This window comes from Yersinia massiliensis, from assembly GCF_003048255.1.
Taxonomy (GTDB): domain Bacteria; phylum Pseudomonadota; class Gammaproteobacteria; order Enterobacterales; family Enterobacteriaceae; genus Yersinia; species Yersinia massiliensis_A.
In genome coordinates, this window is record NZ_CP028487.1 from 492,557 (window position 1) to 507,110 (window position 14,554).

Below are 14,554 nucleotides of genomic sequence, written 5' to 3' on the forward strand. Positions count from 1 at the left end.
AGGTAAAAACCGGAAAAAGAACCGGTGAAAGTCATCAATCCGCATTGAAGGCGTTAGGCAGCCATTCTATCTGACTACCAGTGATAGCAAAAACATCAAAACGGCACGGTGTCGTGGCAAAACTGGCACTTCGCTGGGCCAACCAAACGGCGGCGGCTCGGAGTAACCGTTGTTGCTTGCGGTAGGTGACGCTGGCAGCGGCACCACCAAATAGGGCATTGCGCCGAAAGCGAACCTCGACAAAAACCCAGGTTGGCCCATCGCGCATGATAAGGTCAATCTCACCACTTTGATAGGTGACATTGGCCGCTTGAAAAATTAAACCCGCCTGTTCAAGGTGGCGGCGGGCTTGTTGTTCGTAGTATGCGCCAGTCATCCGTTGACTCATTGGCTATCCTTATCCCCTGCGTACTCGAGGGGGTTAGTGATATTCACTCCCCCGTCGTTGGGAGAGTGAATCGACATTTATTATGCGGCTGGTACCACCATGCCCTGACGATATTGTAACCAAGGCAATTTACGGGTGATAACACAATCTGCGGATGCGGTTAAATCGCCGGTAGTGCCGCTGACTTGGAAGCCCGGAATCTGTCGCATTTCAGCAAAATGGTTCGACAATGTCCATGCATCAATCCCCATCGCATACAAACGTACGAGTGAATAGTCGTTAGCATATTTAGCCGCAGCTTGTTGCATCAACGCGGGATTTGACCCTGCCATCAATGGAATATCACTAAACTGAATGCCTTCCATTTCTAAACGGTAATCTGGGCCGGCACCTGCCTGATAGCTACGTGAACTGGCAAACAGAGCAGGTTTGCTCCGTGAGCTGGTGGCCATATCAATCATGGGCTTAATCAACGTCAATTCAGCCGGTGTTGCGATGATATATACCGCGTCAATGTTGCCCCCAACGGACGTAGAGACGACTGGTGCGTCGACAGGTGGTGCTGGAATGGTCAATCCTGCAATGGTGACTGAAGCCGGTGCAGCGGCAGGCGCATTCGACACTGCGACAGGCTGCCCAGTCAGACGGATACCGGCGCCACTGTTGATGGCTTGTTTCAACTCAGCGGTTGAACCGAAGTTCTGCTGTAAGACAGTCTGCCCACCCTGTTTCTGCCACTCTTCTGCGAAGGCTTTCGCAATACGATCACCGAAAGCGCCACGTGGCGTTAGCAACAGCGGCATTCTTTTTTCCTGACTCCACAGATGATGCGCGGCATCACGAGCTTCATCTTCTGGCGACAAGGCGAAGTAGCAGATATTCGGGCTGTTGGTGCTGACCTCTGGCTGGTTCAAAGCCAGAATATTCAGTGTGCTTGGAGTTGCGCTCAGTTGTTCAACTTCAGGTTTGAGCAGGGGGCCAACAACCAGTGTTGCGCCATCTTGCTGAGCTTGTGCCAGTAATGCGGCAACGGGTTGCGTGGTGGTGTCGTAGACTTTTACCTGCGCATTGCTTGTGGCAACGGGCTGAGCGACGGGAGCGGGTGCTGCGATGGGAGCGGTATCAACTGGCGCTGCTGCCACATCTGTTGGCGCACCTTCTGTTACATCAGGCGTTACTGGCGCAGAAGCGGCAACCGGTAAACCATTTTGCGCGGCAGTAAACCCTTGCTGGATAGCATCAGCGAATACCTGTGCTGGGCCACTCAACGGCAATAACAATGCAATTTTCGCGGTGGAGGCTTGGCTAAAATTACTTATCTGAGTTAACCCCGTCGGCAAACTTTTCGCCGCTGGGTTTTGCGGATAGCGGTTTTGCCAGTCTTTAATGGCCGCCTTCAGCAACTCAGGATCTTGCTTATTGTCCTGATACACATGCGTTAAGTCCAACCAGCCTTGCAGCACGTTTTCATCAGCATTAATCACAATGTTGTTCAATTCTTGTGGTGTGAGCTGCGCTAGCGATTGCCAAGTGCTATCGATATTATCTTGATGGGCTTTATCTGTTAGCAACGGCTCTTGAGCGATAAATGCCCGAATCAATGGCAGCGTAGCTCTGCCTTGATTGGCGGAAATCTGAGCCTGATAAAAGCGAACCTGTTGGTTTGGCGAAAGTTGAGTCGCATCTAATTTGCCAAGAATATCCGCGGCGGCAGGGTTATTTTTCTGCGCGACTAACAATTCTGCGGTCAGCAATTGCTGTTCCTGACGTTGCGTATCGCTCAGATTAGCCGGTAGTGTGCCGAGTTGCTCTGCTGCTTGAGGGATTTTCCCTTCACGTAACAGGGCACGAATGGCGAGTAATTGCCAGTCAGCCTTGTTATCATCATTGCTTTGTTGCAGCTGCTGCAAATAATAATCGGCGTTAGCGCTTGCTTCGTCCTGTATATTTGCTGGTGGTGGCGTCTGTGGTGCCCTGCCTGAACAGGCAGCCAGTATCAGTGCAGCGAGAACAACAGGGAATAGCCCTGCTTTGGAACGAACGAATGTTGAGGAAAGCATACTGTATCCAGTGATGTTTTTTTCAAGATGCTCAATATTAAATCGGTAATTCGGATGAAACAATGAATCAACACGATCGAGCAGTAATTTCTGCATCTACGCTTTATGTGGTACCTACCCCTATCGGTAATTTAGGGGATATCACCCACCGGGCGTTAGAGGTACTGAAAAGCGTTGATTTGATTGCGGCAGAAGATACACGTCATACAGGGTTGCTGTTACAACATTTCGCGATCAACGCCCGCCTATTTGCACTTCATGACCATAACGAACAACAAAAAGCCGATCAATTACTGGCGAAACTGCAAGAGGGCCAGAGTATTGCGCTGGTTTCAGATGCAGGAACGCCATTGATTAACGATCCGGGCTACCATTTAGTGCGCCGTTGCCGTGAAGCTGGCATCAGAGTTGTACCATTACCGGGCGCTTGTGCGGCTATTACAGCATTATCTGCCGCCGGTCTTGCCTCAGATCGTTTTTGCTACGAAGGCTTCCTGCCTGCGAAAACTAAAGGCCGTAAGGATACTCTGCAAGCGTTGATTGAGGAACCTCGAACACTGATCTTCTATGAATCAACGCATCGCTTGTTGGAAAGTTTACAGGACATGGTAACTGTACTTGGCCCACAACGCTATGTGGTACTGGCTAGAGAGCTGACCAAAACGTGGGAGTCTATCCACGGTGCGCCGGTTGGTGAGTTGCTAGCTTGGGTTCAGGAGGAAGAAACTCGCCGCCGTGGTGAGATGGTGTTGATTGTCGAGGGCCATAAAGTCCAAACCGATGACGCGCTTCCGGCTGCCGCATTACGCACTCTGACACTGTTGCAAAAAGAGCTGCCATTAAAAAAAGCCGCTGCTTTGGCGGCTGAAATTCACGGCGTGAAAAAGAATGCGCTCTATAAGTATGCACTTGAACTACAAAATGGTGGCCAAGGGCAAGCGGAAGATGACATTTAACCGTAATGTCATTATAATCCGCCGCGGAGTTGACTAGACAGTCGCCGCTTCGCTGCCGTCCCTTTCGGGGGAGACAGGTGAAGGGGAGGAAAGTCCGGGCTCCATAGGGCAGGGTGCCAGGTAACGCCTGGGAGGCGCAAGCCTACGACAAGTGCAACAGAGAGCAAACCGCCGATGGCCCGCGTAAGTGGGATCAGGTAAGGGTGAAAGGGTGCGGTAAGAGCGCACCGCGCGGCTGGCAACAGTTCGTGGCAAGGTAAACTCCACCCGGAGCAAGGCCAAATAGGGGTTCGCATGGTACGGCCCGTACTGAACCCGGGTAGGCTGCTTGAGCCAGTGAGCGATTGCTGGCCTAGAGGAATGACTGTCCACGACAGAACCCGGCTTACCGGTCAACTCCACTCCTCTTTAAAAACAATGAGTTGGTGTGTCCCGTCTGCATTTCACGTTAAGTGGGATACATGATGGGATACACCAACTTTTGTACTCTTCCTTATACGTTCCGCCGCAACGGTATTTTCTACCTCTAGCTACCTTAAATAAAAATAGGGTGGACCCGTTCTGCATAGTTCTTGATATTTGAAAAAGAGCCATTGTCAGTAAATATTACTCTACTGATCTGCTTAGTACCTGTGTTAGCAAATGACGAATGCAAAAGGTATTAGATAATATTCATTGGGGCTGGGTTTAAGTATTTTCCCGTAATTTGGTTACGGAATAAATCACACTCTGTTCATAAAGGATATTTTCAATGAAAAAGGTATGCACGGTTCTTCTATCTTCGCTTGTACTACTCTCATTTTCATCCGTAGCGGCGGAAGATTTACATAATAAACTGATCATCCAGGCTATTCCTTCCTCGGAAGGTACGGTGACGATTGAAGGGCAGCCGAATTACGAAAAGACGTTTAAGGTTGTTGTGTACAGCAAAATGGAACAGCCAATTGAATTAACCGGATTTGTCGGTTGCTACAAAGCGTTCGATGAAAAAGGCAAAGAGTTTGAAGCGCGGACAGTGCAGGCTGATTTGCTGGGTACGTTGAAGGAAGGTGTGAAAGAGGGTGAAATCTCGTTCGTCAGTGACGATGACTCCGTTTATAACGCCAAATTCGTAAAATGGTCTTCGCAGTGCACACATCTGGCTAAGCGCGCACACTAAAAGGGCCATACCAACAAAGACCAAACTCCTGCAACATCTTATAGTCAGGGGGATTATATTCTTATTGATTCAGGGCTTACGCCCTGAAATTCTAGAAGAACAGACAGATACTTAAACCCATTGTACCGCTTCTCGAAGCGCGGTAAGGGGTATGGGATCGGAAAGGGGTAAAGTCCTAACTTTTCACCGTCAAACCTTATTCTTCGGACATAGCGCAACAATTAGAAAACACATAGTGGGTACTATAATCCACTGCTCAGCACTGTATACAAACCATACATCTATAGGCATCCCTATAAGGAGATTCATAATACCCTGACGCAGCAAATCGCTGTCAGCGATCATCATTATTACAGTAAACCATATTCCTTTGATTAGAAGATTTTTTCCAGGTAGTTTCTCTCGAATAAATAACCAAATAAACACTTTACCCAGCGTCGGGATTAAAGCAGTTAAAGCAGCTATAACTACAATATAAACAGGATAAGGCTCCTGCAAAAGACCATCCATTCTGCCTGCTTTAGTTGCAGCATCCATGTACTCTACAGCCCACCCTCTTCCATATAAGACATGAAATGTGAAACCAAATGCTGCTGACACTAATGTTGCCAGACAAATACGTCCCCAAAATACCATAAATTCTTCCCTGCAATATTATCTTAAGAAGACATATTTTATATCATTATCGGTATAATATTGTGGTTTTATATGTAAAATATTTTAAAAAAATAAGCACATTCTTCCTTATACGTTCCCGCCGCAGAGATACGAATACTCCCCCCTCAGATGAGGAGGGCGAGGATTTAAAACAGATAACGGGCACCAAATAAGAACTCACTAGAAACCAAATGGGCTTTCATTTGTTCATCTTGTAATGATCTGGCGTTAGCAAATTGATTGAATCCGCTTTGAACATTCCCCATGTCAACATAGCGATAACCCAAGTCAAGAATAAGTGACTCAATCGGTGAATAGCTCACGCCCGCGCCGATGGCATAGGTGAGATTATTTTGCGTGCTACTCGCATATTGTCGTGCCGGGTTACCTTGCCAGCCATCAGAGCTGATTTTGGCAACACCAATACCCAATGTGCCATATAGAGCGAAGCCATAGCTCAATGCGATATCACGATATGCGTTTAACATCAGCCGCTCGGAATTAATATTTTGATGATTAAAGCTTGTCGGGAAGTTAGTCGAACCACTGGTATAAGTGGATTTATTCTTGAAGGTGTATTCACCCTCAGTACGCCAGCCATTACCAAATTGATAACCGGCCGCAATCGCACCATTATAAAAATTATCGCTATCTTGGCCCGAAACAAATGAACCAATACCTGGACGACTACTCGTATCCATGTTCTTCGCTTCTTGGAACGTTCTCAAAAGTTTAATTGAACCATAATAGCCCTCTTGATCTATTTGATCAGCAAGGGCTGGCGCTGAAGAGGCGATGAGTAATCCGGTGGCGATAGCAATAGTACAGTTGCGAATCATGATATGTGTTCCTTACATATTTATTTATAGGCGATCTTGATGAGATGGATATCTGCTGCATCCACTAAATAACGTATAAATTTGAGCCCGTTTAGGGTTGGGTAAGATTAGTAATATTGAAATGAAGAGTAAATTCGTATAATTACTCGTTATCTACGTATAAATACGGACTGGCGGGGTGAATTAAAAAATACCATTAATTAGATGTACTTCTTTCTGAAGATATAGTCTGGGGAAATAGCTAATTTTATATTCCTTCAGCCAAAGTGAGCGTTAAATTCACCATCGTACGATATTTGCAACAGTGTTTTTGCAACTAACATTGATAGCGTAATGCCTCAACCAGTAGTGAAAAGGCGGTGGTATGCTGCCTGCGGCTCGGGTAGTAAAGATAGTAGCCTGGAAAGGGTTCGCACCAGGTTTCTAATACTCTGACTAAGTCACCATTGGCGATCTCGGTTTTGACTGAATCTTCCGGTACACATGCCAAACCAAAGCCTATTGCAGCGGCATCAATACGCTGGCGCAAACTATTAAAGGTCAATTGGCCATCAACACGTACTTTTATCTGGCGTCCTTCTTTTTCGAACTCCCAAGCATAAAGTCCCCCCATGGTGGGCAGACGCATATTAATACAACGATGACTTTGTAATTCAGTTGGCGTGGTAGGGATGCCATATTTAGCCAAATAAGCGGGTGAACCGACAACAGCCATACTCATTTGTGGTCCAATTTGTACCGCAATCATGTCTTTCGCCACTTGCTCACCTAAACGAATGCCAGCATCAAAACGCTCAGCGACAATATCGGTCAAGCTGTTATCGACGGTGATTTCAACATTGATGTCAGGGTAGTTAGCGAGGAATGTTTTCAGTACTGGCCACAGAACTGAATCGACCGCATGCTCTCCGGCGTTAATGCGAATATTTCCCGCCGGTCGTGCGCGCATTTCACTAAGCGCATCCAGTTCACGCTCAATGTCAGCAAAACGCGGCCCAAGGCTATTTGCTAGCCTTTCCCCAGCTTCTGTTGGCGCAACACTGCGAGTGGTTCGGGTCAACAGACGAAGTTCAAGGCGCTCCTCCAATCCACGGATGGCATGGCTTAATGCAGATTGTGATACTCCCAACTTTGCCGCTGCTTTGGTAAAACTACGTTCTCTTGCCACCATCAGGAATGAGATTAAATCGTTGAAATTCTCTTTTAACATCCGCATTCCTATTCTTGTTTAGGATGAACTTTAAAGAGTATAACTTAACTCATGAGCCATACTCATAGAAGCATCCATATTTAACCCGCTAATCCGCCACTAAGATATTTGCTACCTTCTCTATTACCACCATTGCTCTGATATATGCCTCACCTTATTTGAGCGGGGTACGGTCAGGTGTGCCTTTTCTACCGTTATCACTATTTTGAACAATGTCGCGTCAAATCTTAACGAAGGAATAACGATGAAATTCTCCACAGCGTCTACAGTTATCTTGTCCATATTAAGTCCGGCGGCTTTCGCCGACGTGGAGGACAAGGTGAAAATTATCCCAAGTGGTTCCCAACCTTCCCAGCCCGGCTCTGAGAACTACTTCACCGGCCAAGTTCGTATCGATGCACCTTTTCAGGCAACCTCTCCTGCTCGTGTCGGGGGCGCGGTCGTGACATTTGAGCCTGGTGCTCGCACGGCTTGGCATACGCATCCGTTGGGCCAAACTCTAATGATTACGCAAGGGCGCGGCTGGATTCAGGAATGGGGCAATGAGATCAAAGAGATGAATCAGGGCGATATTGTTTGGATCCCAGAAGGGGTTAAACATTGGCATGGTGCGACACCCAATACTGCCATGACGCACATCGCTATCGCCGAATCCCTCAATGGCAGCCCTGTTGAGTGGATGGAAAAAGTCAGTGATGAGCAGTACCGGAAATAACTCGGCTGCTTATTGCATCGAAATTGACCGTACTCAAAATACTGGAGATATCCCATGACAATGAAAGTACTCGGCTATGCCGCTAAATCAGCACAAGTCCCACTCGCACCGTTAGAATTTACCCGTCGAGATCCACGCCCCGATGATGTAGTGATGGAGGTACTTTATTGCGGCGTTTGCCATTCTGATCTACATCAGGCACATAATGATTGGGGGTTCAGCACCTATCCTCTGGTGCCAGGCCATGAAGTGATTGGGCGTGTAACGGCTATTGGCAAAGAGGTGACGAAATTCAAAGTGGGTGATTTTGCCGGCATTGGCTGTATGGTCGATTCCTGTCGAGAATGCCAACCCTGTCAGGCGGGCTTAGAGCAGTATTGTGAAGTCGGTAACATCCAAACCTACAATGGTATTGACCGCCATGACCATACACCGACTTTCGGTGGTTACTCACAAGCGATTGTTGCCTCTGAAGATTTTGTGCTGAAAATGCCTGTAGGCTTGGATCTGAAAGCGGCTGCACCGCTTTTGTGTGCCGGTATCACTACTTGGTCACCGCTGCGTCATTGGAACATTGGCAAAGGCAGCAAAGTGGCGGTTGTGGGGCTGGGCGGATTGGGTCATATGGCATTAAAGCTGGCGAATGCGCTGGGTGCTGAAGTGACTCTTTTTACGCGTTCTGCCAGCAAAGAGGCTGATGCCCGCCGCTTAGGGGCTCATCACATTGTGTTATCCACTGAAGACGCGCAAATGACGGCGGCTAAAGGGCAGTTCGATCTAATTATTGATACCGTACCTTATGTGCACGATCTCATGCCCTACATCCCGACATTAAAAGTTGATGGGACACTGGTGTTGGTGGGGTATTTAGGGGATCTCAGCCCGATGCTAAATACCATGCCACTCATTCTGGCGCGGCGTTCGGTGGCAGGTTCGTGCATCGGTGGCATTGCTGAAACACAGGAAATGCTGGATTTCTGCGCTAAACACGGCATCGTTTCAGATATTGAAATGATCAACATTCAAGATATAAATGAGGCTTACGAGCGCATGGTGAAAAGCGATGTAAAATACCGTTTCGTCATTGATATGGCATCACTGAAAGCCTAAATCATCACAATCACTTAAATGCCACGGTGCTGTGGCATTTAAGTCGATTCAAGCGGTAACCGTATTACTCTGGCAAATCAATGAGCAGTGCTCGCAAGGGTGTTTCTGCTTTAATCACCAAATGTTGTTCTTCTTGTACAAAAGCGCCATCACCACAGGTTAGGCGTTGAGGCTCATTGACTTGTGGTCCTTCTACCGCAACGGTTCCATGGATGGATTGCAGGTAAGCTCTAGGGCCGTGAAGATTAATCGTATATTGTTCCCCAGCCGCTAAATCCAGATGATGAATCCAAACTTGCTGGCGCAGCTTGAGGCTACCTTGCTCGCCGTCAGGGGAGGCCAGTAGTCGTAATGGCTGCGTGCATAATGACAGTTGCTGAGCCGTTTGACTCTCCTGATCAGGGCAGGCATTGAGCCATAACTGAATGCGAGTTAAAGGTTGGTCGGCACTCAAGTTATGCTCGCTGTAGCTGACACCCGGTTGCGTCGAGAAAAGCAGCACATCGCCCTTTTTGCCCCGGACATGGTGGCCCAAACTATCTCTATACTCTGCTTCGCCCTGTAAAATCAGGTTGAGGATATCCACTCGAGGATAAGTCCGAGGTTGGAATGAAGCACCGGGTGCGAGCACTTCCTGATTCAAAACGCGCAGCGAAGCATAACCGAGTAGTTTTGGATCAAAATAATGGCCAAAAGAAAAAGTATATCGGGCTTGGAGCCAACCAAAGTCAGCCTGCCCGCATTGTTTTGCTGTTCTGCATGTGATCATGACAGTGATTGCTCCTTATACCCTTCATCTTTCAAGTTGCAGGTGTGTTGCCTGCACTCACTCACCCGAATCACTGACTTGTGTCAGCTCATCGGGATTCTCTCGTTTATCTGCAACGTCAGTGATTTTGGGGACAATTTGTAGATATTAATCAGTAAACAGATGGTAAGCGTCTGGACGCCGGATTGTTAGCCAGTTAATCTGGTCGCTATGTTCAAATTTCCTGACTGAGATAATAATGGGCAAAGATCGGGCGCTAACGTTAGAAGCATTGAGAGTGATGGATGCCATTGATCGTCGTGGCAGTTTTGCAGCGGCAGCCGACGAGCTAGGGCGTGTGCCTTCAGCATTGAGCTACACCATGCAAAAGCTCGAAGAAGAGCTGGATGTCGTGTTATTTGACCGTTCTGGCCATCGCACTAAATTTACCAATGTTGGGCGCATGTTACTTGATCGTGGGCGTGTACTGTTGGAAGCGGCAGACAAACTCACGACCGATGCCGAGGCATTGGCCCGTGGCTGGGAAACTCACATTACTATTGTCAGTGAGGCGTTATCTCCCGCGTGGAAATTGTTCCCGCTGGTGGACAAATTGGCGCTCAAAGCCAATACGCAAGTCTCTATCTTTACCGAAGTCTTGGCTGGGGCATGGGAGCGGTTAGAGCAGGGGCGAGCAGATATCGTCATCGCACCAGACATGCATTTTCGCGCCTCTTCAGAAATAAACAGCCGTAAATTGTACAAAGTGACCAGCGTTTATGTTGCCAGCCCAGACCATCCCATCCATCTGGAACCAGAGCCGCTGTCAGAACTGACGCGAGTGAAATACCGTGGTGTGGCTGTCGCCGATACCGCCCGTGAACGGCCGGTGTTAACGGTGCAATTGCTTGATAAGCAGCAGCGATTAACCGTCAGTACCATAGAAGACAAGCGGCGAGCGCTATTAGCCGGCTTGGGCGTCGCAACCATGCCTTATGAGATGGTCGAAAAAGATATCGAAGAAGGTCGCTTACGCGTTGTCGGGCCTGAATATAGCCGTGAGGCCGATATTATTATGGCGTGGCGCCGCGACAGTATGGGCGAGGCTAAATCCTGGTGTTTGAGAGAGATCCCTAAGCTTTTGGGGCGGGGATAAGCCGTTTCGCGTCGTCATACTAAGATTTTGTGCCGTGCTCAGTATGACGACGTTTGCGGCGCTTTTGCGTGTACGCATCAAGCGAAAATTTTATCTCTGCCATGGGCTGCTAGCAAATCTTGCTGCGGGCCGATGGAGATAATCCCAAACGGATTGATAGTGCCGTGGCTGCGGTAATAGTGATTGCGGATATGGGCGAAATCCACGGTTTCGGCAATCCCCGGCATTTGATAGATCTCGCGCAGGAAACCATAAAGATTCGGGTAATCGCTGATGCGGCGTTTATCACATTTGAAATGTGTGACATAAACCGGATCAAAACGAACCAGTGTGGTCCATAAGCGTAAATCTGCTTCAGTGAGAGTATTGCCCGTCAAATAGCGATGTTTTGCCAATATCTGCTCTAGCCTATCTAAGGCATCGAACAAGGTGGCTACGGCTTCATCATAGGCAGATTGAGTCGTCGCAAATCCTGCCTTATATACCCCGTTATTGACCTGATCGTAAACCCAACTATTGATATCATCGATATCACTGCGCAAAGCCGCAGGGTAGTAATCACCCGCTATTGCACCCACATCATCAAAGGCACTATTGAACATACGAATGATGTCAGCTGACTCATTACTGACGACAGTTTGCTGTTGTTTGTCCCACAATACCGGCACTGTCACTCGCCCAGTATAATCAGGGTCAGCGCGTAGGTAGAGCTGGTAGAGATAGTCTAGCTGATAGAGCTCATCACCAGTCGCGGCTGGGAAGTCGCGAGCGAAAGTCCAACCATTCTCCAGCATTAATGGGTGTACGACAGAAACGGAAATCAGCGATTCTAAGCCTTTCAATGTGCGCATCAGCAAAGTACGGTGCGCCCACGGGCAAGCAAGAGAAACATATAAGTGATAACGGTTTGCCTCGGCTTTAAAACCGGCTTTACCTTGTGGACCCGCTTGACCATCATCGGTGACCCAATTACGGAACTGCGAAGTACTGCGTTTGAAGTGACCACCGGTAGACTTCGTGTCATACCAGATATCTTTCCACTTGCCGTCAACGAGTTGCCCCATACTATCCCCCTAAATAAACACGCCCTACCAATTGATAGGGCGTATTAACTGTAATCTTAACTATCGTCTTGATTAACTCTAGTCACTATTAACTCTAGTCACTATTAACTCTAGTCTTTATTGGCTGGTTATCTTCGCTGCCTGCTGATTACCACTTCTTACCCAACAAGCGATCGATACTGAAAGCACCAGGGCCAGCAACAGCCAGTACGATGAACCCACCGGCGATGGTCAAGTTTTTCATGAACATCAGTTGGTTAACACCTTCCGCAAAGTTAGTGTGGAAGATCAATGCAGTTAAAATGGTGAAACCCGCTGTAAACAGTGCCGTGGTACGGGTCAGGAAACCAAACAAAATAGCCAGACCGCCGCCAAACTCTAACAAAATTGTCAGTGGCAGGAAGAAACCAGGGACACCCATTGCTTGCATGTATTGTTGAGTTCCCGCATAGGCATCACCCATTTTGCCGTAACCGGCCACAATAAACAGAATCGGCATCAGAATGCGTGCTACCAACAGGCCAGTATCTTGTAATTTATTCATCGACGACTTCTCCAAAAAGTTGTTTGTATTAATGCCTGGCATCTGCGGGCGTTAATGGTTATCTAAACGTGTTTTGTTTGTAGTGGCCAGCAGGTGTCATCCCGCCAATCCCCTGAGTTGATGAAAGAATGTTAGTTGAGAAGTTGATAAGTTGTTAGTAAGTAAAATTGTTAGTTTGCATCAAAAAAACTGAATTGGTAGGCAAGAAAGACGGGAAATACCCCGTAGATGCGGAGTACGGGGTGAGGAGAGAATTTTATCAATAAAATACGACGAATGGCCTTAACGTAGAGGCAGTGAAGCTTTAACGCAATGAAAACGTTCGGCGAAACAATTGGATAGTTCCCCATGCACCCACTGCTCGGCGCGACCAACGGATGAGTTTTTTGGGGTGACGAACACTGTATAGTGCCAACAAACTGGAGCCCACCATCAAATATTTTCGCATACTGACAATCTTTGCCCAGCCGCGATCGTAAGGTGCGGTGACTTCAATCCAATGTGCTGCACTATTGGCGAGATCCAAACGTTGCTGCTGGATCTCGCGTAACAATGCGGCTTTCTCCTGTGCTAAGTGACGGCGGCTCAACGCTCTTTCTCCAATAATTCGCGATCCACTTCCAACTGCTTACGGGTAGAACCCAGTAGCTTAGAGTGGCGCACTTTGGCGAGTGTCCAGATAACGCCGATGATTGCCAGTACTAATAGCACCGCAGTTGTGGTGCCGAGTGCCATTAAACGATAAGCAGGGTCAATCGCCCATATGACGAACACCAGCAAACTCATCAAACCGAAAGCGGTCAACAGCAGAGTGATCCCTGCCATGAGCAGCACCTGAATCAGTGTTGCTTTTTCTTCTTCCAGCTCAATGGCTGCCAGACGCACACGGGTTTCAACCATGCCAACCACAATGGTGGCAATGCGTTGAACGGCGTCCAAGACCCCTTTGCCGGGGCCCTGAGTTTGAGGAAGTTCAGCCATAATTAGCGGCGAGACAACAGAACGCCTAGCACCACACCAACGGCAGCACCGATGCCGACGCCAGCCCAAGGATTGTCGTGGACATAAGTGTCAGCTTTATCAGCAATTTCTTTGGTTTGGGCTGCGATTCTATCGCCAGTTTCGCTCAGACGCTCACGAGTATCTTTCAACGCGCTTTCTGCTTTGGCCCGCAGTTTGTCTAACTCAGCTTTCGGCTTGTCGGTCGAAGAGTGCAGTACTTCTTCTAACGTATCTGCCAATGACTTAAGTTCAGCGCGCAAATGTTCAGAGGTTTTATCTTGTGGCATGTAATAGCTCCTTAACATAACTGAGGTGAATACCAAACATAGCGAATTCATCCGAAGGTTAACAGGTTAATCATCCTAAAATAATCTCGGGTGGTTCGCCGTTTTCATCTGTAAAAATGGTGTTGCTACTTCCGTTCCTTAGCCTGTTTTAGCTCAGCTTGTGCCTCTGCTAATTTCTTCTGTTGCTTAGAAATTTTGTCAGCATCACCTTTTTGCTGAGCTTCTTTTAGCTCTTCTTGGCGTTCAGTGACGTCGTGCTGTTTTTGCCGAATTTTTTTCTGCCGATCCGCTTCTAGACTTTCAGCAGTGCAGTTATTTTTCACTTCTTTTAATGCTGTTTGCAGACCTGCGGCGCGACGGGTATTGCCATGCTGTTTGGCATAATCGATCTGTTGTTGGATTTCTTTGGCTTTTACAGCGCATTCATCATCAAGCGCAGCGTACGCGGTACTTGTAAACATGATGATAGGTAAAACCAACAAGAGAGAATGACGTAATAACGTCGAACGTAACAACATAGTATTGCTTCCTTTTTACAGCAAGTTTCCGGGACGGAATAGGTTGCCGTGAATGACTAAGCATAGCGCTGAATGATGTGATACCCAAGTTTACTACAGTATTTTTTATAGATTTATCAAATATCAGCAGAATAAAGAGGG

Annotated in this window: 17 protein-coding genes and 1 other RNA gene; 6 read left to right on the forward strand and 12 right to left on the reverse strand. The window is 47.7% G+C overall.

Annotated features, from left to right (window positions below):
* Nucleotides 1-34 precede the first annotated feature (34 nt).
* Nucleotides 35-388: a YraN family protein gene (locus DA391_RS02240; RefSeq protein WP_019212457.1), complete on the reverse strand. Its 354-nt coding sequence runs from the start codon at nt 386-388 to the stop codon at nt 35-37.
* Between the two features lie 80 nt (nt 389-468).
* A complete protein-coding gene (locus tag DA391_RS02245) occupies nt 469-2,448 on the reverse strand; it encodes a penicillin-binding protein activator (RefSeq protein WP_057645348.1) in 1,980 nt (659 codons plus the stop codon).
* Nucleotides 2,449-2,510: 62 nt separating this feature from the next.
* On the opposite strand from DA391_RS02245, the gene rsmI reads away from it, so the two are divergent.
* The 3 genes from rsmI to DA391_RS02260 all read left to right on the forward strand — a co-directional run bounded on the left by rsmI (nt 2,511) and on the right by DA391_RS02260 (nt 4,563).
* The gene (gene rsmI, locus DA391_RS02250; protein WP_050083173.1) at nt 2,511-3,404 is read left to right on the forward strand and encodes a 16S rRNA (cytidine(1402)-2'-O)-methyltransferase; all 894 of its coding nucleotides are present in this window, start codon (nt 2,511-2,513) and stop codon (nt 3,402-3,404) included.
* Nucleotides 3,405-3,429: 25 nt separating this feature from the next.
* Nucleotides 3,430-3,808, forward strand: an RNA gene (gene rnpB / locus DA391_RS02255) — RNase P RNA component class A.
* 347 nt (nt 3,809-4,155) lie between these two features.
* Complete coding sequence (locus DA391_RS02260) at nt 4,156-4,563, forward strand: DUF4354 family protein (protein WP_050083171.1); 408 nt, start codon at nt 4,156-4,158, stop codon at nt 4,561-4,563.
* Nucleotides 4,564-4,752: 189 nt separating this feature from the next.
* Here the strand turns inward: DA391_RS02260 and DA391_RS02265 are convergent, their stop codons facing one another.
* The 3 genes from DA391_RS02265 to DA391_RS02275 all read right to left on the reverse strand — a co-directional run bounded on the left by DA391_RS02265 (nt 4,753) and on the right by DA391_RS02275 (nt 7,269).
* Nucleotides 4,753-5,199 (reverse strand): hypothetical protein, encoded by a 447-nt coding sequence (locus tag DA391_RS02265; protein WP_050083169.1) that lies wholly within the window; start codon nt 5,197-5,199, stop codon nt 4,753-4,755.
* A 167-nt stretch (nt 5,200-5,366) separates the two neighbouring features.
* Nucleotides 5,367-6,059, reverse strand: a complete 693-nt coding sequence (locus DA391_RS02270) for an outer membrane protein (RefSeq protein WP_108087301.1) — start codon at nt 6,057-6,059, stop codon at nt 5,367-5,369.
* Between the two features lie 316 nt (nt 6,060-6,375).
* Nucleotides 6,376-7,269, reverse strand: coding sequence for a LysR family transcriptional regulator (locus DA391_RS02275; RefSeq protein WP_098905000.1), 894 nt, complete (start codon nt 7,267-7,269; stop codon nt 6,376-6,378).
* A gap of 244 nt (nt 7,270-7,513) precedes the next feature.
* On the opposite strand from DA391_RS02275, the gene DA391_RS02280 reads away from it, so the two are divergent.
* Together DA391_RS02280 and DA391_RS02285 are read left to right on the forward strand one after the other, a co-directional pair.
* On the forward strand, nt 7,514-7,984 hold the full coding sequence (locus DA391_RS02280) for a (R)-mandelonitrile lyase (RefSeq protein ID WP_230820148.1): 471 nt from the start codon (nt 7,514-7,516) through the stop codon (nt 7,982-7,984).
* A gap of 54 nt (nt 7,985-8,038) precedes the next feature.
* A complete protein-coding gene (locus tag DA391_RS02285) occupies nt 8,039-9,094 on the forward strand; it encodes an NAD(P)-dependent alcohol dehydrogenase (RefSeq protein WP_108087302.1) in 1,056 nt (351 codons plus the stop codon).
* A gap of 64 nt (nt 9,095-9,158) precedes the next feature.
* Here DA391_RS02285 and DA391_RS02290 read toward each other — a convergent pair whose 3' ends face one another.
* Complete coding sequence (locus DA391_RS02290) at nt 9,159-9,863, reverse strand: pirin family protein (RefSeq protein WP_049609917.1); 705 nt, start codon at nt 9,861-9,863, stop codon at nt 9,159-9,161.
* Nucleotides 9,864-10,101: 238 nt separating this feature from the next.
* Here DA391_RS02290 and DA391_RS02295 point away from each other — a divergent pair, with 238 nt between their 5' ends.
* Nucleotides 10,102-10,998 (forward strand): LysR family transcriptional regulator, encoded by an 897-nt coding sequence (locus DA391_RS02295; RefSeq protein WP_019212469.1) that lies wholly within the window; start codon nt 10,102-10,104, stop codon nt 10,996-10,998.
* A gap of 77 nt (nt 10,999-11,075) precedes the next feature.
* Here DA391_RS02295 and DA391_RS02300 read toward each other — a convergent pair whose 3' ends face one another.
* The 6 genes from DA391_RS02300 to DA391_RS02325 form a co-directional block, all read right to left on the reverse strand.
* Nucleotides 11,076-12,062, reverse strand: a complete 987-nt coding sequence (locus tag DA391_RS02300; RefSeq protein WP_108087303.1) for a glutathione S-transferase family protein — start codon at nt 12,060-12,062, stop codon at nt 11,076-11,078.
* A gap of 148 nt (nt 12,063-12,210) precedes the next feature.
* Nucleotides 12,211-12,606: a DoxX family protein gene (locus tag DA391_RS02305; protein WP_019212471.1), complete on the reverse strand. Its 396-nt coding sequence runs from the start codon at nt 12,604-12,606 to the stop codon at nt 12,211-12,213.
* 304 nt (nt 12,607-12,910) lie between these two features.
* Nucleotides 12,911-13,195 (reverse strand): YqjK-like family protein, encoded by a 285-nt coding sequence (locus tag DA391_RS02310; protein ID WP_019212472.1) that lies wholly within the window; start codon nt 13,193-13,195, stop codon nt 12,911-12,913.
* Nucleotides 13,192-13,587, reverse strand: coding sequence for a phage holin family protein (locus tag DA391_RS02315; protein ID WP_050083160.1), 396 nt, complete (start codon nt 13,585-13,587; stop codon nt 13,192-13,194). The genes DA391_RS02310 and DA391_RS02315 overlap by 4 nt, the downstream gene beginning before the upstream one ends.
* A 2-nt stretch (nt 13,588-13,589) precedes the next feature.
* Nucleotides 13,590-13,895, reverse strand: a complete 306-nt coding sequence (locus DA391_RS02320; RefSeq protein ID WP_019212474.1) for a DUF883 family protein — start codon at nt 13,893-13,895, stop codon at nt 13,590-13,592.
* A 125-nt stretch (nt 13,896-14,020) separates the two neighbouring features.
* Nucleotides 14,021-14,413, reverse strand: a complete 393-nt coding sequence (locus DA391_RS02325) for a DUF1090 domain-containing protein (RefSeq protein ID WP_108087304.1) — start codon at nt 14,411-14,413, stop codon at nt 14,021-14,023.
* Between the last annotated feature and the right edge of the window lie 141 nt (nt 14,414-14,554).